General features: G+C 57.9%; 18 protein-coding genes. 9 read left to right on the top strand and 9 right to left on the bottom strand.

Going from position 1 to position 20,485, the window contains the following annotated elements; translation table 11 throughout:
• Positions 1–16: 16 nt before the first annotated feature.
• Both AC2A6O_RS04275 and AC2A6O_RS04270 read left to right on the top strand, forming a co-directional pair.
• Positions 17–1,900: an ABC transporter ATP-binding protein gene (locus tag AC2A6O_RS04275; RefSeq protein WP_498925863.1), complete on the top strand. Its 1,884-nt coding sequence runs from the start codon at positions 17–19 to the stop codon at positions 1,898–1,900.
• Between the two features lie 152 nt (positions 1,901–2,052).
• Positions 2,053–2,901: a helix-turn-helix domain-containing protein gene (locus tag AC2A6O_RS04270; protein ID WP_148584576.1), complete on the top strand. Its 849-nt coding sequence runs from the start codon at positions 2,053–2,055 to the stop codon at positions 2,899–2,901.
• Positions 2,902–3,037: 136 nt separating this feature from the next.
• Here AC2A6O_RS04270 and AC2A6O_RS04265 read toward each other — a convergent pair whose 3' ends face one another.
• Positions 3,038–4,672 (bottom strand): FMN-binding glutamate synthase family protein, encoded by a 1,635-nt coding sequence (locus AC2A6O_RS04265; protein WP_498925862.1) that lies wholly within the window; start codon positions 4,670–4,672, stop codon positions 3,038–3,040.
• A gap of 98 nt (positions 4,673–4,770) precedes the next feature.
• Complete coding sequence (locus tag AC2A6O_RS04260) at positions 4,771–5,142, bottom strand: VOC family protein (protein ID WP_498925861.1); 372 nt, start codon at positions 5,140–5,142, stop codon at positions 4,771–4,773.
• Positions 5,143–5,254: 112 nt separating this feature from the next.
• Here AC2A6O_RS04260 and AC2A6O_RS04255 point away from each other — a divergent pair, with 112 nt between their 5' ends.
• Positions 5,255–6,133, top strand: a complete 879-nt coding sequence (locus AC2A6O_RS04255; protein WP_498925860.1) for a LysR family transcriptional regulator — start codon at positions 5,255–5,257, stop codon at positions 6,131–6,133.
• A 38-nt stretch (positions 6,134–6,171) separates the two neighbouring features.
• On the opposite strand, the gene AC2A6O_RS04250 is transcribed toward AC2A6O_RS04255, so the two are convergent.
• The gene (locus tag AC2A6O_RS04250; RefSeq protein ID WP_498925859.1) at positions 6,172–7,485 is read right to left on the bottom strand and encodes a glycosyltransferase; all 1,314 of its coding nucleotides are present in this window, start codon (positions 7,483–7,485) and stop codon (positions 6,172–6,174) included.
• Positions 7,486–7,619: 134 nt separating this feature from the next.
• Between AC2A6O_RS04250 and AC2A6O_RS04245 the strand changes: the two genes are divergently transcribed.
• The gene (locus AC2A6O_RS04245; RefSeq protein ID WP_498925858.1) at positions 7,620–8,045 is read left to right on the top strand and encodes a secondary thiamine-phosphate synthase enzyme YjbQ; all 426 of its coding nucleotides are present in this window, start codon (positions 7,620–7,622) and stop codon (positions 8,043–8,045) included.
• Between the two features lie 161 nt (positions 8,046–8,206).
• A complete protein-coding gene (locus AC2A6O_RS04240) occupies positions 8,207–8,569 on the top strand; it encodes a hypothetical protein (RefSeq protein ID WP_498925857.1) in 363 nt (120 codons plus the stop codon).
• 3 nt (positions 8,570–8,572) lie between these two features.
• On the opposite strand, the gene AC2A6O_RS04235 is transcribed toward AC2A6O_RS04240, so the two are convergent.
• From AC2A6O_RS04235 to AC2A6O_RS04220, 4 genes are all read right to left on the bottom strand, one after another.
• Entirely contained in the window at positions 8,573–9,325 is a 753-nt protein-coding gene (locus tag AC2A6O_RS04235) for an SDR family NAD(P)-dependent oxidoreductase (RefSeq protein WP_498925856.1), read from the bottom strand.
• A 53-nt stretch (positions 9,326–9,378) separates the two neighbouring features.
• A complete protein-coding gene (locus AC2A6O_RS04230) occupies positions 9,379–9,819 on the bottom strand; it encodes a hypothetical protein (protein WP_498925855.1) in 441 nt (146 codons plus the stop codon).
• Positions 9,820–10,065: 246 nt separating this feature from the next.
• Positions 10,066–11,286 carry an NADH:flavin oxidoreductase/NADH oxidase family protein gene (locus AC2A6O_RS04225; protein ID WP_498925854.1) on the bottom strand — a complete coding sequence of 407 codons (1,221 nt, stop codon included), beginning with the start codon at positions 11,284–11,286 and terminating at the stop codon, positions 10,066–10,068.
• Positions 11,287–11,288: 2 nt separating this feature from the next.
• On the bottom strand, positions 11,289–11,588 hold the full coding sequence (locus AC2A6O_RS04220; protein ID WP_148585580.1) for an ArsR/SmtB family transcription factor: 300 nt from the start codon (positions 11,586–11,588) through the stop codon (positions 11,289–11,291).
• Between the two features lie 339 nt (positions 11,589–11,927).
• Here AC2A6O_RS04220 and AC2A6O_RS04215 point away from each other — a divergent pair, with 339 nt between their 5' ends.
• Positions 11,928–12,335, top strand: a complete 408-nt coding sequence (locus AC2A6O_RS04215; RefSeq protein ID WP_498925853.1) for a hypothetical protein — start codon at positions 11,928–11,930, stop codon at positions 12,333–12,335.
• 213 nt (positions 12,336–12,548) lie between these two features.
• A complete protein-coding gene (locus AC2A6O_RS04210; RefSeq protein WP_498925852.1) occupies positions 12,549–15,950 on the top strand; it encodes a hypothetical protein in 3,402 nt (1,133 codons plus the stop codon).
• A 785-nt stretch (positions 15,951–16,735) separates the two neighbouring features.
• Here the strand turns inward: AC2A6O_RS04210 and AC2A6O_RS04205 are convergent.
• Both AC2A6O_RS04205 and AC2A6O_RS04200 read right to left on the bottom strand, forming a co-directional pair.
• The gene (locus tag AC2A6O_RS04205) at positions 16,736–16,990 is read right to left on the bottom strand and encodes an HP1242/YdcH family protein (protein ID WP_498925851.1); all 255 of its coding nucleotides are present in this window, start codon (positions 16,988–16,990) and stop codon (positions 16,736–16,738) included.
• 177 nt (positions 16,991–17,167) lie between these two features.
• Positions 17,168–18,742: an EAL domain-containing protein gene (locus AC2A6O_RS04200; RefSeq protein WP_498925850.1), complete on the bottom strand. Its 1,575-nt coding sequence runs from the start codon at positions 18,740–18,742 to the stop codon at positions 17,168–17,170.
• Positions 18,743–19,339: 597 nt separating this feature from the next.
• Between AC2A6O_RS04200 and AC2A6O_RS04195 the strand changes: the two genes are divergently transcribed.
• Positions 19,340–19,714, top strand: a complete 375-nt coding sequence (locus AC2A6O_RS04195) for a VOC family protein (protein WP_498925849.1) — start codon at positions 19,340–19,342, stop codon at positions 19,712–19,714.
• A 42-nt stretch (positions 19,715–19,756) separates the two neighbouring features.
• A complete protein-coding gene (locus tag AC2A6O_RS04190; protein ID WP_498925848.1) occupies positions 19,757–20,458 on the top strand; it encodes a helix-turn-helix transcriptional regulator in 702 nt (233 codons plus the stop codon).
• Positions 20,459–20,485 lie beyond the last annotated feature (27 nt).

The raw sequence follows: 20,485 nt of genomic DNA, 5'->3' as shown, positions 1-20,485 counted from the left end.
TCAAGGAGTATAGTGCGTGTCAATCGCCAAGCCGCTGCTCGCGCGGCTCATCGACCGGTATTTTCATCCGTTCGAAACCCACATCAAACCGCTGGAACTGCCCGTCACGCCGCTACCGGACGACGGACCGCTGACGCTTGTCTGGCATTTTGCCAAGATGTTCCGTTCGCAGCTGGTGATCGTCTGCTGTCTGGCAATGATATCCTCCGGTCTCGGCCTTGCCGGCATTTGGGCAATCGCCTTTGTTGTCGACGGGGTGACGGAGGCCGGTGCGCAGGCCTTTCTGAAGGACAATGTGACGATCCTGGCCGGTTTCTTCCTGCTCTTCGTGATCATTGATCCGCTTGCCTTTCTTCTGCGGCAGACCTTCGCCTTGCAGACAGTGCGCATTCTTCTGCCGGCAGCGATGCGCTGGCAGGCGCACAAGGCTGTGGAAGCTCAGGACCTGGCTTTTTTCGAAGACACGTTCGCCGGTCAGGTCGCCTCCCGCATTGCCCAGGTCACCATGTCGGTTCACCGGCAGATGATGCTGGCCATCGAAACGATTCCGTTCCTGGTCATCCAGTTCGGCGGCTCATTCCTGCTGCTGCTGGCGATGGCCTGGCCTCTGGCCATTCCGGTGCTTTTCTGGATCTGCGCGAATATCCTCGTCGCCTGGCTGGCAATCCCGGCGTATCTCCAGCGCTCTGCCAAGGTGGCGGCGGCAAACTCCAGGGCCACCGGGGCGATGACCGACGTTTATTCGAACATCGCCATGGTCAAGCTGTTCGCTGCGGAGGATTCTGAAGCCGGCGCCATCCGCAAGGTCATTGGCGAGACAATCGATACCAGGCACAGCGAGAACCGGTCCTATATTCTGACCGACAGCGGCGTCTACTTCCTCAACGTGCTTTTGATCCTGGCCGTGGTGGTCATCGGTTTCTGGGGCATGGTGGGTGGATGGGTCTCGATTGGCGACTTTGTCGCCGCGCTCACCGTCACGCGCTCGCTGTCTCACGCCTCAAGCAGTTTCATCGGCATCGGCCAGTCGATCACGAGCACGCTCGGCACGATCCGCGACGCCATGCCGATCATGACGAGCCGGCCGGCCATCGTCGACCGTCCGGATGCCCGTGATCTCAACGTCAACGCCGGGGAGATCCGCTTCGACAACGTGTCCTTCGCCTACCAGAGCGACCGGAAGCCCGTTCTCGACAGATTTAACCTGACCATCAAACCGGGAGAGCGTGTCGGTCTTGTCGGTCTGTCAGGGGCAGGCAAGTCGACGGCGGTGTCCTTGCTGATGCGATTGCGGGACGTAACAGAAGGGGCGATCCTGATTGACGGTCAGGATGTGCGCGATGTCACGCAGGCGTCTCTCCGCAGCCGGATCGGCGTCGTTACACAGGATATTTCCCTCCTGAACCGGTCGATCCGCGACAACATCCGCTATGGCCGACCCGAAGCCTCCGACGAGGAGGTCCAGGCAATTGCCCGGGCTGCCGAAGCACTCGATTTCATCGAGGAACAAAAGGACAGCAAGGGCCGAACGGGGCTTGATGCCCATGTGGGAGATCGGGGGGTCAAGCTTTCCGGCGGGCAGCGTCAACGCATCACCATCGCCAGGGTGCTGCTGAAGAATGCGCCGATCCTGATCCTCGACGAGGCAACCTCTGCTCTCGACAGCGAAGCCGAACTTGCCATTCAGCAGAACCTTACCCGCATGATGGAAGGGCGCACGACACTGGCCGTGGCTCACCGGCTGTCGACCATCGCCGCCATGGACCGGCTGGTCGTGATGCACGAGGGCCGGGTTGCCGAAGAAGGCACGCACCGGGAACTGCTCGCATCCGGAGGGCTCTATGCCGCGCTGTGGGAACGGCAATCAGGCGGGTTCCTTGCCTTGAGCGCTGCGGAATAGGGCAAACGACCGGTCTTCCCTGAGTGTTTCTCACTTGTTTGTCGGGTCGGACGTCCGGGGGCTGTCGCTGCCTGCCAGAACCAAAGCGCCGGCTTTGAGAAATTGTGCGTGCTTTGTTGATTTTCCGAAACCCGGCTGACAATACTCCTCTCATGGACAAGAGAGACCGCGCCGAACTTTTTCGCGAACGCCTGTCGGATGCACTCCGCAGCCGCGATATGAACCGGTCGGACCTGGCACGCGGGGCGGGCCTCGACCGGTCAACCGTATCCCAGCTGCTGTCGGAAGATGCGCCGCGCCTGCCCAACGGACAGGCGCTGGCAGCCATTGCGACTGCGCTCAGCGTTTCCTCCGACTGGCTGCTTGGCTTGTCCACCCACCGCGGAGCTGCGGCCGAAATCCTGGATCAGGCAGTGCAGGTGGCCGAGACCGACCGGCATCCTGTTGATGAACACCTGCTTGCCTGGTACCGCGACGCGGTCGGGGCGAAAATCCGGCATGTGCCCGCAAACCTGCCGGATGTGCTGAAGACCGAAGCGGTTCTGGCCTTTGAATACTCGGGTGAGACACTGCGCACCGCCGATCAGGCCATTACCGGCACCCGGGACCAGAGAGCGCTTCTCAGCCGGGCCGAGTCGGACATGGAGATCGCCCTGTCAAAAGAGGCCTTGGAGGGCTTCGCGCGTGGGGAGGGGATGTGGCAGGGCTTGCCGGTCGATCAGCGCCGCGAGCAACTGGAGGTCATGGGCCGCACCTTGAGTGAGCTTTATCCCTCGCTGCGCCTTCATCTCTTCGGCGCCACGGACCGTTTCTCTGCACCTTTTACCGTCTTCGGTCAGAAGTGGGCGGCGCTCTATCTGGGGCAGCGCTACCTTGCCTTTTCCAACACACGGCATGTCCAGCTTTTTGCCAGCCATTTTGACGACCTCGTCCGCCATGCGGTTATTCGCTCCCATGAAGCGGGGGACTTCGTGGGTGGGCTGGCAGGTCAACTCGCCTGACGTTCCGCCCTAGCCATGGGGTGCGATTCTGCGCTTGAAATCATGCGAGTGGCGTGTATGCGCCCGTCGTTCGTCCGTGCCGCCGCCGTGCCCGGAACCTTTCCTTGAGCAGAAGGCGAACGGATGTCCTGCGCCGTCAGGCGTGGTGTCCGGACTTTGCGGCTTCAACCGACTTGACCGCACTAAAACTTTCCGCTTCCGCCATTTCCCAATAGGTCGAAAAGCCCGGAATATTGTGCGATTGCTCCAGAAGCGCGCCCTTCTTCAGCCAGTTGAGGGCGACGCTGGCCGGCATGATTTCGCGAAGACCCTCGTGCAGGTAGACATGCTCCGGCTTGAATTCGTTCGGATGGCTGAGCCCTGCAGCAGCGGAGAAATCCCGCAGCGACTTGAGCGTGTTGTTATGGAAGTTCGTGACACGCTGTGCCTTGTCGGGAACCACCAGGGCTTTCTGGCGCTTGGGGTCCTGTGTGGCGACACCGGTCGGGCAGCGGTTGGTATGGCAGTTCTGGGACTGGATGCAGCCGACGGCGAACATGAAGCCGCGAGCGGAGTTGACCCAGTCGGCCCCAAGTGACAGGGCGGCGGCAATGTCGAATGCGCTGATCAATTTGCCGCTGGCCCCAATGCGGATATCCTCGCGCAGGCCCGTGCCGACCAGACAGTTGTGGACGAACGTGAGCCCCTGGCGCAGCGGAGTGCCCAGATGATTGGCAAATTCCAGCGGCGCTGCGCCTGTGCCGCCTTCGGCGCCGTCAACCACGATGAAGTCGGGTTTGATGCCGGTTTTCAGCATGGCCTTGACGATGGCCATAAACTCCCACCGATGGCCGATGCACAGCTTGAAGCCAACCGGTTTGCCGCCGGAAAGGTCCCGCAGCTTGGCAATGAAGTGAAGCAGTTCGATCGGAGTTGAAAAGGCGGAATGGGCGGCGGGCGAAACACAGTCCGTACCGACCGGAACTCCTCGCGCTTCGGCGATTTCTTCCGTCACCTTCGGCCCCGGCAAAAGGCCGCCATGACCCGGCTTGGCGCCCTGGCTCATCTTGATTTCGATCATCTTGATCTGCGGATCTGCGGCCTGCTTGGCGAATTTGTCGGCATCGAAGTTGCCATCATCCGTGCGGCAACCGAAATAGCCGCTGCCAAGCTCCCACACCAGATCGCCGCCGCCCTGCCGGTGATAGCGCGAAACGCTGCCTTCACCGGTGTCGTGATAGAAGTTGCCCGCCTTGGCCCCCTTGTTCAGTGCCAGGATGGCATTGCCGGAAAGCGAGCCGAAACTCATGGCCGAAATGTTGTAGAGGGATGCGGAATAGGGATGCTTGCAGTCCGGTCCGCCGATGGTCACCCGCATGTCTTCTCGGTTGTGCGGCTTGGGACAGATCGAATGGTTCACCCAGGCATGGGACGTGTCGTAAACGTTGAGTTCCGTCCCGAACGGCAGAACATCCTCGATGTCTTTCGCCCGGTCGTAAACCATGGAGCGCCGCTCGCGTGAGAAGGGGCGGCCATCCTGGTTGCTTTCAAAGAAATACTGGCGCAGTTCGGGGCGGATCGACTCGAACAGAAAGCGGAAATGACCGGCCACCGGGTAGTTGCGCAAGATCGCATGACGCGTCTGGCGAACGTCGTAATAACCGATTGCCGACAGGACGGCGAAAATCAGAAATGGCCAGACGAAGTAGCCGCTCAGGGCTAACGTCAGGACAAGTCCAACGAGCGCAAGGGCGATGCAGAGAATGAAAACGGTATAACGGGCGGGAAACACGGACCGGTGACTCCTTTTCGACGGGCTGACTAGTTGTGTCAGGCTGCAGCCAAAAAGGAAAGAGCGATCAACGCCGTTGACCGCTCCAGGGGGCGAAATCAGACCATGTGGTGAACGTTCAGTTTGTTGCCGTCCGGATCCCGAAAATAGGCGGCATAAAAGCCGTTGTCGGCGCGTTGGCCGGGTTTGCCTTCATCTGCAGCGCCCAGCTCAATGGCCTTGCGGTAGACCGCGTCAACCTGCGCGCGGCTGCTGGCCGACAGCGCGATCATGACACCATTGCCAACGGTCGCCTGTTTGCCGTCATAGGGAAGGTGCACGGAAAAGGCGGCACCAGCCGGCTGACCGGACCAGACGATGAAGTCATCAAACTCCATCAGCCGTTGCCCGCCCAGTTCGGCCAGCAGAGCGTCATAGAACGCTGCTGACCGCTTCAGGTCATTTGTTCCCAAGGATGTGTATCCGATCATGTCTTGCTCCTGAAAAGTGATGTGCGGTGCCGGCACGATCGATTTAGATGTTTGCAAAAATGATTGGAATAGGCAGAAATGAGCCATGGATTTTCAAATTTGAAAGATCTTGATGGACTGGAACTACCTTCGGACGTTTCATGCGGTTTCCGAGACCGGCAGCCTCGCAAAGGCTGCGGAAAAGCTCGCTATCAGCCACGCAACGGCGTTCCGGCACATCCGCGCGCTGGAAGACCAGCTAGGGTCCAGATTGTTCGAAAAGGTGAAGGGCCGTTACGATCCCACCGAGGCGGGAACTGAAATTCTGGATCTGGCGCAGTCCGTCGTCGTCGCGATGGAAGACATCGACCGGCGGATTTCGGGCGCGGACCTGGCATTGAAAGGGCGCATTCGGCTGACGGCCCCGGCGAGTTTCGCGCTCCACTTTCTGCCTGGATATCTTCTGGACTTCAAAGCCCGGTTTCCCGACATCACGGTTGAGCTACTGACCTCGAACGAGGAGATGAACATGTCCAGCAGGGCAGCCGAGATCGCCCTGCGTGTCACAACATCTCCGTCCGAACACCTGATCGGACGCAAGGTCGCCGATATCCCCTGGGCCTACTTCGCCAGTCAAACCTATCTGGATCGCAAGGGCGTGCCGGCGAGTGCCGCCGATCTTTCCTCCCATGATCTGATTGGCGCAAGCGGATTGCTGTCGCAGCGGCCCGGCTTTCTGCAGATGGACAGATCGTTGCGTGACAGGGTCGTTGTTCGCAGTGATGATCTGATGACCATGGCCGCCCTGGCGCGCAAGGGGCTGGGGCTTTGCCTGCTTCCAATGGATGTGGCGCGAGACGCTTTGAGGAAGCTTGCCATTGCCACCGAGGTACCGGCAAACGAGCTCTGGGTTTTGACCCATCCCGATCTTCGGTCGGTTGAGCGGGTCGCCTGCATGGCGCGGTTTCTTGCAACGGCCTTCCGGTCCGAAACGGCATTTTCAAACGGGTAAAGCGGTGCTGGACGCACCGTTGAGGCCGGGCCGGGGTGTCAGGCTTTGTCGGCGCCGATCATCGTCAGCAACTGCTTGGCCGTGCCCTGTGCTCCCGGCTCGCCTGCCATCATGTCGGCCACCCGTTTCGCCCCGACACGGTAGACAGGGTCTTCAAGCTGCATCAGGGCCCGGGCAAGTTTCGAGGGTGTGAGCGATTTCTGCCGGATTGGAGCAGGCCCGGCTCCGGCCCTGTGAACCCGGTTGCCCCAGAAAGGCTGGTCGCCGAAAACTGGACAGACAAGCGAAGGTTTGCCCCAGCGCAGGGCTTCGTGAGTGGTGCCGGCACCACCGTGGTGAACGACTGCCGCACAGCGTGGGAAAAGCCAGCTATGGGGCGCTTTCTCCAGCAGGAAGATGCGCTTTGACACTGCTGGCGGCAGATCCTTCCCGGACAATCCTCCCCAGCCGGTGGCCAGAATGGCGCGGTGGCCGGTTTGTTCCAGAGCGGCGAGCACGGTTTCAGTCAGTTTTCCGGGGTTCCTGCTGGGCATGGAGCCGAAGCCCAGATAAATCGGCGCAGGGCCGCTTTCCAGAAACGCGGCCAGGTCTTCCGGCGGCACATACCCTGGATCGGGTTCCGTCAGCCAATAGCCGCAGGCCCAGGTGTTTGCCGGCCAGTCCGGGGGCGTTGGTACAAGGGCACGGGAAAAAGCCTGGAGGGAAAGAGGCGCCCCGCCACCGGGCATATGACCATCCATCAGATCGCCGTCCATCAGATCGCTGTTTGGGGCTTGTGCGGCTTCCAGCCCTGCGTGCCCTTCGACAGCCTTCGCTAGCGGCGCGATGCCGAGCCGCATCAGGAGACGTCCCACACCATAGCTTTGACGATTGAGGAAAGGCCCAAGATCGGGCAGGCCGAAAAGGGGCAGGGGGAAGGCGCCTGTTGCGGCGGAAACAGGCTGAAGCGCCGTCGGCAGGGCAGGCACGTTCAGATGTCGCGCCACCAGCGTGAGAACCGTTGCCTTCAGGTTGAAGAGAATGAGGTCGGGCCGCTCGTCCGTTCCGATATCCCAGAGGCGGCGCGCGGCCTCCTTTTGCAGATCCATGCTCTGGCGCGCTGCGCGGATTTTCCCCTTCAAGGTGAAAAGCGCAGCCTGTGTGTCTTCCCCTCGCAAAAGGGTCTGATAATTCAGCGGGACACGTTGTGAGCGGGCACCGACGGCCGTGATCATGTCATCGAAGCCTTCTCCCGTCGTCACCACGACATCGGCCCCGAGCCTTGTCAGCTCTTTGGCAAGGGCAACATAGGGCTGAACGTCACCTCGCGTGCCGAGGGAGGCAATCAGGATCTTCTTTCGGGGACTTGGCATCAGGGCCTCGGAGGGGATAGTCAGGCAGGATGTCGGCAGGCCTCCCTCAAATGGCTGTCCTGACCCACAATTGCAACCTTAACGTGGGTCGCCTCAGCCAGAGCAAGGGCGCAACACGGTCGTTGGAGTACACAATGCAAACCAGATTCGAACTCGGCACGCGCGGGCAGGGGCTTTACGAATTCACTCCTTCAGTGGTTGGCTGGCTTGCCGAAACAGGGGCTAACGACGGTTTGCTCACCCTGTTCGTTCGCCACACGTCCTGTTCGTTGCTGATCCAGGAAAATGCGGATCCGGATGTGCAGAAGGACCTGAAGGCGTTTTTCGAGCGGCTCATTCCGCCCGCCGATCATCCTTCCATGAAGTATCTGGTCCACACGCTGGAAGGGCCGGACGATATGCCCGCCCACATCAAGGCCGCGATCATGCCGGTTTCGCTTTCCATTCCTGTCTCTGCAGGGCGGATGGCACTTGGAACCTGGCAGGGGATTTATCTGTTCGAACATCGCGCCCGGCCACACCAGCGCCAGGTCGCTGCGCATTTTCTGCCCGACCGCTGAAAAATGGGTTTCGGGCGCCGGCCGACGCCCAGTCTTGAGAAAAAAGCCCTTTTCGAAAAAAATGTGACGACTATCACATCCTGAAATTTCGGACCGTCTAAGGTGGTGCATGAACCGGAAGTCCGTCTTCGGAAGTCGGTTGAGATTCAGGAGTTTACAAGATGCGCGTCATCATTGTCCTTGCCACGCTGTTCCTGGCAGGTCCTGCTCTTGCGGACAACGACCCGAACCGCCCGACTGACCGGATTGCAGCGGACCTCGGGATCGAGGAAGCGGTCTTCATCGAGTGTTTCAAACCGGTCAATCCGGAACCGGGCAAACATCCCAGCGGTGCCCGGCAACGCGCGAACAAGTCTATTCTGCTGCCCTGCCTGCAAAGGGCCCATGCCGCTATCACCAACGACAGTCTGGATGCCGTCATGGACAAGTACCGGCCCGAAGGGGCTGTCCGGAAAAAGGATTGCGCCCACAAGGCCGCAAACCGCCCAGTGGTGCGGCGCTGTGTCTTCCTGAAAATCGACTGAGGCTTACTTGCGAAGCGCCGGCAGGCCGACCCCCGTGCTTTCAAAACCGCCATCGGAGGCGATCACCTGACCGGTGACATAGCTGGCCTGCTCCGAACACAGGAACGCGATAACCTCGCCGATCTCTGATTCCGACCCGTAGCGATTAAGCGGAATGGCATCGTGATAGGCGTCGATGATCTCCTGGCTGTGCACCGCCATGGCCAGTTTGGTCCGCACCGGCCCCGGGCAGACGCAATTCGCGCGAATGCCGAATTCGCCAAGTTCCGCCGCCTGTTGCTTCGTCAGTTGGATGACCGCAGCTTTGGACGTGCCGTAGGCGACACGCAGCGTGGAGGCACGAAGGCCGGAGATCGAGGCAATGTTCACGATCGCGCCACGGGTTTCCTTCAGAGCGGGTATGACTGCCTGCGAGACCAGAAACACACCATCCAGATTGGTTTCCATCACTCGGCGCCACATGGCAAAATCGGTCTCTTCTATGGGGCCGAATTCCGCAACACCAGCATTGTTCACCACGGCATCCAGTCGGCCGAACTGTTGCAGGAGATTGGGGATCGTCGCCTCGACCTGCTCGGTGATGGAGACGTCGCAAACCAACGGAACGGCCCCCTCCAGCCCCTTGGAGGCAATCGCGAGTTCGTCCGCATCCCGGTCCAGCATGGCAACCTGCCAGCCGCGTGCGAGCATCAGCTTTGCCGTTGCAAGGCCAATGCCGCGGGCCGCACCGGTGATGAGAATGGTTTTCTGGGTCATGAGAGCGGGGTCCATTCGGGACAGGGATGGGAAAGCGCTTGGATATGCGCGGTTCAGCGCATGGAAATGCACACGCGGATCGCGCCGGCATTGTCCGGCAAGGCAATGTCCTTGTCGTTGATGCGGAAGGCATAGACCCCGGACGGGTCACGTGTGTTGACGGCAAGCGCGGCAAATTCCGCGAAAGGCACGATGCGGCCAGCCTGGTCACGCACCAGCATTTCGCCGAAAGCGTAGGCCTGGTCGAATTTATAGCCGTAAAGGGGGCCGAGCTTGCGGGCGTCTTCACCGGAGTAACCGCGTGGCCCGACCGCCTTGTACATCCCGGCAATGACGCTCCAGCCGCCGGAATAGCGCACACCTGTGATCTGGCCGCCAGGCAGCGACAATTGCTGCCAGCCGCGTTTGGCCTGGACATCAATGCAATGATCGGCGGCGAATGCCGCGGACGAGAAGAAAACGGGCAGAAGCAGGCAGAGGCGAACAAGGGTCATGGTCTGATCCTAAGTGAACTCGCTCCACAAAAGAACAGCCCCGCGTGCGGGTCAAGCGATGTCGGGTGCGGGCAAGCCGGCACCCGTGATCAGACCCAGGCATTGAACACCCACACCCAAAGCGAAAGGCCGGGATCCATCGACCGATAGATCAAAGCCCAACGAGAGGATGAAACTGTCTTCCATCGACTCTGATGGAGTGACCGCTATCGATTCAACTTCAGAGAGCCTTCCTTGAGACGGAAATCAATTGCGTCTTGCTTCGAGCAGCCGATCGGTGGCCAGTTTGATTTGGTTCAAGTAGCTCTCGTGCCCGTCCACAAGAGGCATTGCGAGGTCCGGTGCCCCTGTCTGTCCGGCAAGCGCGATCTGTGTGCAAAACCAATTGAGAACCGCACCGCGCGGCAGTGTGTCAGCGGGCGGGAAATCCTGTTCAACTGCGGGTGCTTTCTCAATCTCACCGTTGAGCAATTTGGCAGCGAACCCCGGATCGGCAATAAAGGGACGCCCTATCCCGATCAGGTCGGTCTTGCCGCTGGAAATGGCGTCGTTCATGACACTGGAGGATCGAAAGCCGCCGGTGACCATCAGGGGAATAGTCAAGGCAGCTTTGATCTTAGCGGCGTAGTCCAGAAAATAGGCCTCGCGGATCTGGGTCGATCCGCTTTTCGAAGCATGCTGGTATGCCGTCGGCTCTTCAAAATTGCCGCCCGAGATCTCGATGAAATCTACCCCCTCTGCTTCCAGCATGACCGCCACTTGAACAGCCTCGGCATGGTCGAAACCACCTTTCTGGAAATCGGATGAGTTCAGTTTGACGGCGACAATGAAGCCTGGATCAACCGCTTGTCGAACCGCCTTGACGACCTCGATTGCCAACCGTGCCCTGTTTTCCAATGGACCGCCCCAACGGTCGGTACGGGTGTTTATCCGAGGCGACAGTGCAGAACTCAGAAGGTATCCGTGTGCAGCATGGATCTCGACACCATCAAATCCTGCCTCCTGTGCAATCCTGGCAGACCGCACGAATTTCGCGATGATCTCATCAAATTCGGCCTTGCTTGCCGGGGTCGGCCTGCCATAGCCGGGTAAATCCAGCTGGACGTCCGATATGGATGTCGGCTGGGCATTTATCGCCTCGGGTGTTTGCCGTCCGGCATGAGCAAGCTGAGCAAGGATTTTGGCACCACCGCTCTTGCCCGCTGCGGCAAGGGCTGAAACGCGTTCCATGTCTGAACCGGGGTCCAGCACGAAATTTCCTGCATGTTCGAGGTGCATCCGATCAACAGGTGTGTTCCCGGTGATCAACAGCGCGGCACCACCTGCGCTCCATTGGGCAAAGAGGTCAATCTGGGCTTGAGTCGGATTGTTGTATTCGTCCGCAAGGGCTTCCGACATCGCGGATTTCACGATGCGATTTTTCAGTGTGACACCATTTGGCAGGACCAGAGGTTCGCTGACGTTCATCTCTATAACTCCTTTGCCAAAACACTCAGCACCGCCGCGATTGCGTCTTCGTCCCGGCTATAAAAGGTCCATTGCCCATGCCGTTCTGAAGTGACCAGGCCAGCATCTTTGAGCAGACGCATATAGGTAGAAACGGTCGATTGCGAGAGGTTCGCCCTCTCTTGAATGTAACCAACACAGACACCGCTTAGATCAGCGTGTTCCGGCAGGGCTGGTGGAAAGTTGGACCGATCCTTGAGCCAGGCAAGTATCTGGCGACGAACCGGGTTGTTGAGCGCTGACAGCGCTTTGTCAATATCCATATATCGCAATATCGCGATATACAGTTTTGAAGTCAAGTTATCTGTCTCAACTTCAGAAAAGCAGACGTTCGCGGCCTAGCAGAGTCTTGATAGCTTTGGTCGCGAAGCGGACTTGCCGCAGAAACGGCACATCGATCCTGACCTTGGCTGGTGCCTGGTCGACGCAAACGGCCCATTGCGGTCTTTCACTCGCTAATGCGCTGGTGCGGTGCAGTTCGCCGAAGCCGCCATTCATTGCATTTGCGAAGATGCGGGGTCACCAGACGTCCGCACTTCGAATTGAGTGGCCATTTGGCTTGGCCTACTGCAAGCATGTAGCTGCGATGCTCGAAAGAACGGATGGGATTTCAAAGCTTGAGAAAACAGTATCATTCCCGAAAGGTCGAACGAGACCTGTTTACTTGGGACATTCACCGCTTAATACGCCTTTCAAAGACCATGGAGGTATTGCCAGTCTCGATAAACGAGATTTCCGAGATTGACGAAAACTGGTGGTATGATGATCCGGGAAATCCTCCAACGCCTCGGTCGCTTGCTGCCCATATGGCGTTGGTCGATAAAACCGACTTGGCCCATCCAATCTTGCTCTGTGCGGATGGTCGATTAATGGATGGCATGCACCGCGTTGTCAAAGCCCTGCTGGAAAACCGAACCCTTGTTCTGGCTGTTCGCTTTTTGGTTACGCCTGAACCTGACTACATCAACGCCTTTGTTGGTGATTTGCCTTATCCTGACGAGGAAATCTAATAGTCCGTCGGCTACAGGCTCCAAGCCGTCACGCGGTGGCGCGGCCGTCATTGCTACCATGCGCTGCATCTGCGATCCGAATTCACGCTGTGATAACGTATAAAATCTTTCGCATGTATGGACCTCCAGTGGGCGTCAAGGGCATCGCCACCTTGTTTGGCGACAAGTAGAACTTCGTCGCCATTCGCTGTCGCAAAGGCTATAGACATTGCAATGATGGATGAGATTACCAATACATTCAATCTTTCGCCAGAACAGCATAATACAGCCGCGCTGATCCGACGGTTACTTGGCAAACGTATTGCTGATCGATATGTGGATTTCTGCCACTTGGCAGCCGGGACATTTCCGCTTCGCGTGTCGAGTCCCGTTGCCGCGCATGCGTTGCGAGAATTGGAGTCGATTGTCAGGCAAACGCTTAAGGTCCCGATGGACGTGGCCATTTTGCCCTCGCAAAACGATATCGAAAGGATTGAGAAGGCGACAGTTAGCCTGAGAGAACTGGGATACGGCGACGATGAAGTTCAGCGCGTCAGCAGGCAGTTGCAGCCGTCGCTGACCCACAAGCAAGAGATCGAAAAGATTGTGGTACGTCTTGGACTTGCGCCAGATGGAGACGTCGCGCGAGCCTGGAAATCAATCTCTCAGGCACATAGAGAAGCCCATGGTGGACGTGCGCTTCATCAATCGTTCGTGGTCGATGACGCCTTCCGTGCTGAGTGGCAGGTCCCGTTCGATACGGTGATACGCGGTTTGATGATCGCACTCCAAGGAAAGTACGCCGCATTCATTCACCGAATCGATCAGTTGGTTGCAACGCAAGATCGGAGCAACGCGGTTACAGCGTTCTCGAAGGAAATCCCTGGGGCTCTGCCGTTGCTTGGGCATTTCTTCAGTCGCCTGGAAACACCTGACTGGCTGCCACATCTGGTCGAGCGCAATCTATTGCTCGCACCACTCTCTGTTGCCGACGAAGTGGGCGGTGATGGTTTGCAACTTCGTCAGTGGCCCGCTGGCCAATACTTGCAGCGCATGGCCAAGTCGGTCGACGCGAGCGCGCGCTCTCTAGTCGTGGACAGCCTTCGCAATATTGCCAGCTCGACACATCCCGATGTCAAACAGATCGGGATGGAGATCTTATCTGCGTTGCCACCAAGCGAGGCTGCGCAGCTCGTTGATATTGCGGAGGGTTGGCTGACGCCTGAGACGCAATTCCTCATTGCGCAAGGGCCGCACGATCTGATCAAGGGATTTGCAAAGGAAGGGGAGCAAGAAGCCGCTCTCCGAATGACGCGAGCGCTATTCAAGGTTTTCCCGAACAATGGCGAACTCAGCACAATCTTCGGCCGTCACATGTATGAACATTTTCTACCCACGGCGATCAAAGCCTTGGCGCCGGTATGCAAGGCAGACGCTGTAGGATTGCTGTGTGAACTCCTGGATCAAGCGGTGCGCATTGGGCCATGGGTATGCGAGTATCCACCGCATGATTATTCCTACCATCTCTCCAGAACGATCTCCGAGCAGGGTACCAAGCACAGCGTGACGGACGCGCTTGTCGGAGAAATTGTTCGAGCGTCGAAAATTTCAATTGCGACTGACTCCTCATCGATGCGCGAAGTAGTGTCGAGTATCCGTTCTCATCCTTCCAAAATATTTGCTCGGATTGCTCTTCACGTCCTTGCGTTGAAGCCTAGCGAGGTACCTGACCTTGCCGAGGAGAGCTTGACTAATCGTCATCTGCTCGGCGAGACGTGGTGCCGCGCTGAATACGGTGAACTTGCTCGAGCATGGTTTCCGTCTTTGCCGGCCGAGCGGCAGACCCAGATCCTCGCCGACGTCGATTCCTTGCCAGACCTGTATCGCGACCAATGGAAGAAGCGATTCCATCAAAACAAGAACCGGCCACCGAATGCCGACGAGGAGCGAGAATATGACGCCTCCTTTATACAGAATATCTTATGGGATTGGCGAGACATTCTTCCTGCCGAACGGCGCGACACGATAGAGGCGCGGGGCGATCCAGATGCTCGGTTTCGGTTGATGCAAGAGCCCGACAAGAGTCCGCTGGAAGGATCGGATTTCGCAACGCGTCCTCTAGAAAAGATCATAGAATTTCTTGAAACGTGGCAACCGTCCACCGGCGAAATACGGGAAACGATCACTGCCATCGGGCAGGAACTATGTGATGCAGCGGCAAGCAATCCAGCAAGATTTTCGGCTGGCGCGTTCCTATTCACTCAGCTCGCGCCTATCTATGTGCGTCGTGTTCTGGAGGGATTGTCAAACGCGGTCAGAAACAACCGCGAGGTCGACTGGGCCGGAATCTTGTCGCTGATCGAAACGGTCGCAAATCCGACGTGGAAGGCGAGTTCGAGCGGCATCGAGGGCGATGATCCGGATTGGTCATGGGCACGGAAGGCGGCTGTCGGGGTACTTGCTGACGGGCTACGGAGGGGCCGCGATGGAATACCGTTCGACAACGCGAAACTCGTTCAGGATCTAGTTCTTGCACTCTATCGTTCTGCTCCGCGGCGACCTGATACAGAGAGTTTCGAGGAGGACTATAGGAGCTTTCCGTATTTCGGCGCCCAGTCGACTTGGCGAGGTGCCGCTATTGAGCTTTGCGTTATGCTGATTTTTTGGCTGAGCAAAGATCCCATGAGCGAGGTGGGAACCACTCCACGCAACGCTCTCGATAAGCTCCCCGAAATTCAGGCAATCTTTGAGCTCGAGTTGGCCGACAAGAGTTCGGATGGACGGATTCCCCGCGCCATCATCGGAAGATACATAAACTGGCTCGACTTTTTTGCTAAGCCTTGGCTTCACGGTCACGTGTCAACGTTATTTCCAAGCGACGACCGAATGTTGCGCGACGCCACCTGGTATGCGCATCTCACAAAGGATAGCGGCCCGAACCTCGATCTAGCGCAGTCTATGCGCGATTGTTACGTGACCGAGATCGGCCGCCTCGGCGTAGTTGAGGCTGGCGATGACCTAATGTACGTCGAGGAACGGCTCGCTGAGTACCTCGTAATCTTATACATCTTGGAAGCTTTTCCGGACGATGTGTTTGAGCTCTTCTGGGACTCTGCGCCGGCTCACGTACGCCAGCACGCCGTGTGGTTTCTTGGTAGCCAACTCGAACTGCCGGATGAGGAAATCCCCGAGGAACGACGATTGCGAGCCCACTTGTATTGGGATCGGCGTCTAGCTGATGCAAAAGGCTCTACCGACCCGGACCGTTTTCGGCAAGAACTGAGCGCAATTGGGCAGTTCTTCTATCGCAACGGCATAAACTCCGAGTGGCTGATGGATCAGATCTTAGCTATGTCAGAAGCTGGTTTTGCGCCGGGTGATTCCTATAGCGTGATCGATGGGCTCGCCAAGGTTTCGCCTGAGTTCCCAGATCGTGTTGCTCAAGTGGTAGCATCGCTGATCAAGAATCAGCACATCGATCAATTGGCTTTCAGGACTCAAACGGCGGCATTACGCGCGATATTCGTCAATGGTCTCGCTATCCGCTCGCCGGCGACGACCTCCGCGATAGCCGAGGCGATTAACTATCTATCGACACTTGGCGAGACGAGCTGTCTTGATTTGCTCCCGCATTAACAACAGCGGGGCCGAAAAAACAAAGCTAACCTAGCTACCGGCGGTGCGCTAGACTGAAGATCTAGCCAAGGGTTAGGGCATGCTATTCCACTTGATCCCTTGTTTTTCATCGTTCTCGACTCAGTTGGCTTCTAGAAAGTGCGTTTCGCCTATATTTCTGCTGTTGGCAGTTTTCAATCGGTCCTTCCAAGACATTTGCCCTCCGAAAGGAAAAAGCTGAGTTCCGTTCTTGGCATGTTCCTGCCGTTTGTTCAAAACGCCGCGAATTCACACTTCCCGCCCAGAGTTTCAATTCCAGGGCATCGCGTCGAACGTCCTGGATGCGCTCTTTCGAGACTTCTGCCGCACAATGCGCCAATAGCCGCATTGCCCTTTAGCACAGGCGAAGATGTCGATTGTTTTCGAGTATCCCGTCGGGGCATTGCGCTGCTTATGGATGATGTTTTGGGTGAAAGGCAGCATGTCGGGGAACGCTGGTTCCGGATCACGCAAGCGTCACAAAGGCTTGCCTTGCAACTGTTTACGTGAAGACCCACATCGGGGGTGAACGATGAGGGTCGTTCCTCCCCAGACTGGCGCCGGGCTTTGATGAAAAGCTGCGGCGCCTTCTTTTTTCAATTCTTTGAAGTTATGCTGCGCTTTCCGGCGGAAGGATTGCCGCGACAAAAATACACTCCACTGGGCTCCTGGAGGGCAAGGACTTTGTTCTGGAGAGCTTTAGGTGGTGGCCCGCGCCGTCGGACGGGGACGGCGCGGGCTTTAACACCGGCCTGAAAAGGAGGGGCTCAGGACACGGTGTTAGAGGCTGCAGCCAGGATGGCAGCAATCTGGTCTTTCAGATTAAGTCTCTTCTTTTTCAGGTCTTCCAGCACTTCGTCCGAAGTAGGCTCAACATCCGTCTCGATGCGATGCACTTCACGATTGACCGCGTGATATTCGTCCGCCAGCCGGGCAAAATGGGCATCGTTGGTCTTCAACGCATGCAGCGTTTCCGCGGCTTCCGGAAATTCTTCATGTAGTTCGTGTGGCACGTGGCTCATTCTTTCCTCCTTGTAAGATGCACAAGGTGCCGCCAACCCGTTCCAATCACCTTGAGACAGATCAATCCGGCTTCAAATTGAAAGAGCGTGCGGGGGACGGCGCCGTTTTTCGAACGGGCACGCGGCTGTAAGCCTGTGGAGCGGGCCTCATGGGTCCACATTCCGGGGGGGACAGGCTCAACCGGTGACGGGTGTGATGGTTGCCTGGTGGCCAGTTGACAGCGTCGTTTCTTTCAACGTCTGTTCAAGAAGATAAAGGGAGAAGTCGCGAATGGGCATCGGTTTGGCAAAGAAGTACCCTTGCGCATAGTCCACATTGCGGTTTCTGAGGGAGGCAAGCTGTTCGAAGGTTTCGACACCCTCCGCACAGACCTTCATGCCGTGTGCCGTCGAAATACTCAGAATCGCCTGAACGAAAGCGCCTCGAGCGCAATCGGTGGTGCTGCCGAGATCATCGACAAACATCTTGTCTATCTTCAGAAGGTCCGGGTTGAGAGCCTTGATCTGTGCGAGGTTTGAATAGCCCGTGCCGAAATCGTCGATTGCGATCAGGCAGCCGATACTGCGCAGATACTCAAGCGACTTGACGCTGCTTGTCCCGGACCTGATCCCAGTCTCAAGAATCTCGCAGCACAGAGAAAGGCCGGCTTCGGCTGCCATGGCGAAAACGGGTGACCGAAGGACGGTCTGGATCTGGTCATCTTCGAGGTCCGACTGGAAAAAGTTGACAGAAACCTTGAAGCCAGGCCGCCCGGCAAGCAAGGGTTTCAGGTCGCGCAGCGCCTTCGTTATGATGATCTCCGTAAACTCCCAGGTCAGGTTCTGCTGCTGGATGATGTTCACGAACTCGTCGGGGAAAAGTTTGCCTTGCGCATCCTCGAACCGTGCCAGAACCTCACAACCGTCGCACTTCATCGTGCCGAGGTTTAGGATCGGCTGGTAGTGTGGTTCGAAACCCTTGCCGCCGTTGAGAACCGCATGGCGGATCCGTCCGGCTGGGCTGTGCCGGTCGCTCACGATCCGTTTCACCTTCAGAAAAACGAGCACACTGGTCATAACGCCGAAAGCGGCGAAAATCGCGAGCAAACCGATGTTTTGCAGGATCACGCGGCTGGGTGGGATCACGGTCAGGTAGCACAGCCTGACATCTCCTTCACCGCAGGCTTGCGCATAGATCCGCCCGAATACCGGGCCATAGGTGTGCCGGTATCGCTCTAAAAGGCCGGCGTTTCCTGTGGCGTGAAACAGAATGGTGTAGGGATCCTGCTTGGCGGACACGTAGAAAAGATCGTCGGACGCCGTTGCCAGGTTGCCGGTCTGATAGAAGGAGACCCCGTAGCGGCCCTTCTTGATCACCGTAATCTTGCCGACATCGCGGGCCCTTTCGAAGGGCACCCTGAACCAGGTCTGGCGGCCATCGCGAAAAAGCTGGGCCTTTTCGGGCGGGCCGAAGTCGTGAGCGGGCTCAAACCGTCCGAAACTGGAGGAACAGGCAGCCTTCGTATCCCCATCGGGAAAGAACCAGATGTTGGTGATCTGATTGTCCTTGAAGACGAGCGTGTTCAGCGCCTTCAGGTGCGCATCGCTGCAATCGGCTTCCGGAAGCGTTTCCAGTGTCGCATAGAGCTTGTTGCCCTGGTCGATATTGGACAGCCATATGGCCAAAAGATCGGCTGTCTGCTTTTCCAGATCCCGCTGACCGTCATAGGCGACACCAGCCCAGGCAATTAACGACATGGCGGCAAGGGTCACGAGGCCTGCTAGACTGCCTGATAATATTGCGCGGGTGGTGGGGGAGGTCCTGTGACGTGCCATTTCATTGCCGGTTATTATTCCGCTCAAAATGCACGGGCGGGATTAAGAACGAGTCAATTGTTAGAATTAACGGTGCTTAACCATCGGGTTATCCCGTTTCTTATCGCTTTTAGGGATGTCTATTTACCCCAACCAACCGACGGCGTTCGCTCCGTTTGCCGGAGCAGGTTGAAGAAACAAGGCCTGGCAATCATCCAACGCCTGATCTGGCGGACAGGATGGCAACCCCGGTCAGCGTGTCAGTATGCCAGGTGGTCAGAAGGGCATACGCCTTGGCGCCAACCGAAAGATGCGCCGGGACAAAGGGGAGGGGCGTGGGGGAGGCGTCTGCATTCCAGCCCGCCCGGTCAATCTGCGCGCTCCTCTTGCCGGGAAATTGTCATCAGACCCTGTTTGAGGATCTCGTCTGCAGACAAAATTTGCGGGTGTTTAGCTGTATTTGCGTGCGATATGTTTGGTGGTTTCTCCTGACAGAATGCTGTCAGGAGGGGTTTGATAAGGTGATCCTCATCACAGCGCTTGAGGAGAGTTTCCATGACTTTTGCACCCGATCACTTCACCGTCTGGATGGAGATTCCCGTCTCCGATCTGGACAAGGCGGTCAGCTTTTACAATGACGTTTTCAAGACGGAGCTTAGACGTGTCGCCGACATGGGACCCAATGAGATTGCAATCTTTCCAACGAAAGAGCAGGGCGGGATTGCGGGGCACCTTTATCCGGGAAAACCCGCGCAGAGCGGAACCGGCCCGACCATTCATCTTGCTTGCCCCGACACCCTGGAAGAAACGATGGAGCGGTTTGCCGCCAATGGTGGACAGATCATCTCCGATCCGGCGGCGATCCCGGCAGGTCGGTTTGCCTACGGCATCGACCCGGACGGCAATTCCATTGGCTTGTTCGCACGCTGACGCACCCCAAACAGGATGCTGGCTGCCAAGGGAGCCAGCATCATGAGGCGCGCCGATCGTCTGTTCCAGATCGTGCAATATCTGCGCGGTGGCCGGCTCGTGCGGGCGCGTCAACTGTCCGAATGGCTGGAAGTATCCGAACGCACCATCTATCGCGATGTAGCTGACCTTCAAGCCTCCGGCGTGCCGATCGAAGGCGCTGCCGGTGTCGGTTACATCATGCGCGATGGCTATGAATTGCCACCCCTGATGTTCACGCGGGACGAAATTGTCGCTCTGTTGGCCGGTGCGCGTCTGATCCGCGCCTGGGGCGGCGCGGCCATGGCACGGGCCGCCGAAGAGGCAATGATCAAGATCGATGCGGTTCTGCCCGACAAGATGCGGGTGCGCCAGAATGAGGTCGAGATCCACGCCTTCGCACCGGAAATGACACCGCAGATCCGCGCGCACATCGACTTTCTGGAAGCGGCTGCCGATGGCCGCAAGCGACTGTCCATTGCCTATAGCGACAGTGAGGGCAAACCGACAAACCGGGCGATACGCCCCCTCGGACTGTGGTTCTGGGGAAAAGTCTGGACACTTGTTGCCTGGTGCGAATTGCGACAGGACTTCCGCATGTTCCGGCTGGACCGGATTTCAGAAATGCGTGAGATGGGAGACCGGTTCAAGCCGGAGCCTGGCAAGACGCTGAAGGATTTCTACCGGGGCATGGAACAAGACCGCCAAGGTAAATCGTCAGGGTAACGACTGCGCGGAAGGCCCGTTTTCTCA

It is taken from the genome of Labrenzia sp. ATLA3, assembly GCF_057180185.1.
This window is presented reverse-complemented; position numbering and strand designations above follow the sequence as displayed.

Bases quoted from the DNA above. Each gene is read 5' to 3' on its own strand.
- AC2A6O_RS04270 (WP_148584576.1), top strand. From the start codon at position 2,053: ATGGACAAGAGAGACCGCGCCGAACTTTTTCGCGAACGCCTGTCGGAT.
- AC2A6O_RS04260 (WP_498925861.1), bottom strand. From the start codon at position 5,142: ATGATCGGATACACATCCTTGGGAACAAATGACCTGAAGCGGTCAGCA.
- AC2A6O_RS04255 (WP_498925860.1), top strand. From the start codon at position 5,255: ATGGACTGGAACTACCTTCGGACGTTTCATGCGGTTTCCGAGACCGGC.
- AC2A6O_RS04250 (WP_498925859.1), bottom strand. From the start codon at position 7,485: ATGCCAAGTCCCCGAAAGAAGATCCTGATTGCCTCCCTCGGCACGCGA.
- AC2A6O_RS04245 (WP_498925858.1), top strand. From the start codon at position 7,620: ATGCAAACCAGATTCGAACTCGGCACGCGCGGGCAGGGGCTTTACGAA.
- AC2A6O_RS04240 (WP_498925857.1), top strand. From the start codon at position 8,207: ATGCGCGTCATCATTGTCCTTGCCACGCTGTTCCTGGCAGGTCCTGCT.
- AC2A6O_RS04235 (WP_498925856.1), bottom strand. From the start codon at position 9,325: ATGACCCAGAAAACCATTCTCATCACCGGTGCGGCCCGCGGCATTGGC.
- AC2A6O_RS04230 (WP_498925855.1), bottom strand. From the start codon at position 9,819: ATGACCCTTGTTCGCCTCTGCCTGCTTCTGCCCGTTTTCTTCTCGTCC.
- AC2A6O_RS04225 (WP_498925854.1), bottom strand. From the start codon at position 11,286: ATGAACGTCAGCGAACCTCTGGTCCTGCCAAATGGTGTCACACTGAAA.
- AC2A6O_RS04220 (WP_148585580.1), bottom strand. From the start codon at position 11,588: ATGGATATTGACAAAGCGCTGTCAGCGCTCAACAACCCGGTTCGTCGC.
- AC2A6O_RS04215 (WP_498925853.1), top strand. From the start codon at position 11,928: ATGGGATTTCAAAGCTTGAGAAAACAGTATCATTCCCGAAAGGTCGAA.
- AC2A6O_RS04210 (WP_498925852.1), top strand. From the start codon at position 12,549: ATGATGGATGAGATTACCAATACATTCAATCTTTCGCCAGAACAGCAT.
- AC2A6O_RS04205 (WP_498925851.1), bottom strand. From the start codon at position 16,990: ATGAGCCACGTGCCACACGAACTACATGAAGAATTTCCGGAAGCCGCG.
- AC2A6O_RS04195 (WP_498925849.1), top strand. From the start codon at position 19,340: ATGACTTTTGCACCCGATCACTTCACCGTCTGGATGGAGATTCCCGTC.
- AC2A6O_RS04190 (WP_498925848.1), top strand. From the start codon at position 19,757: ATGAGGCGCGCCGATCGTCTGTTCCAGATCGTGCAATATCTGCGCGGT.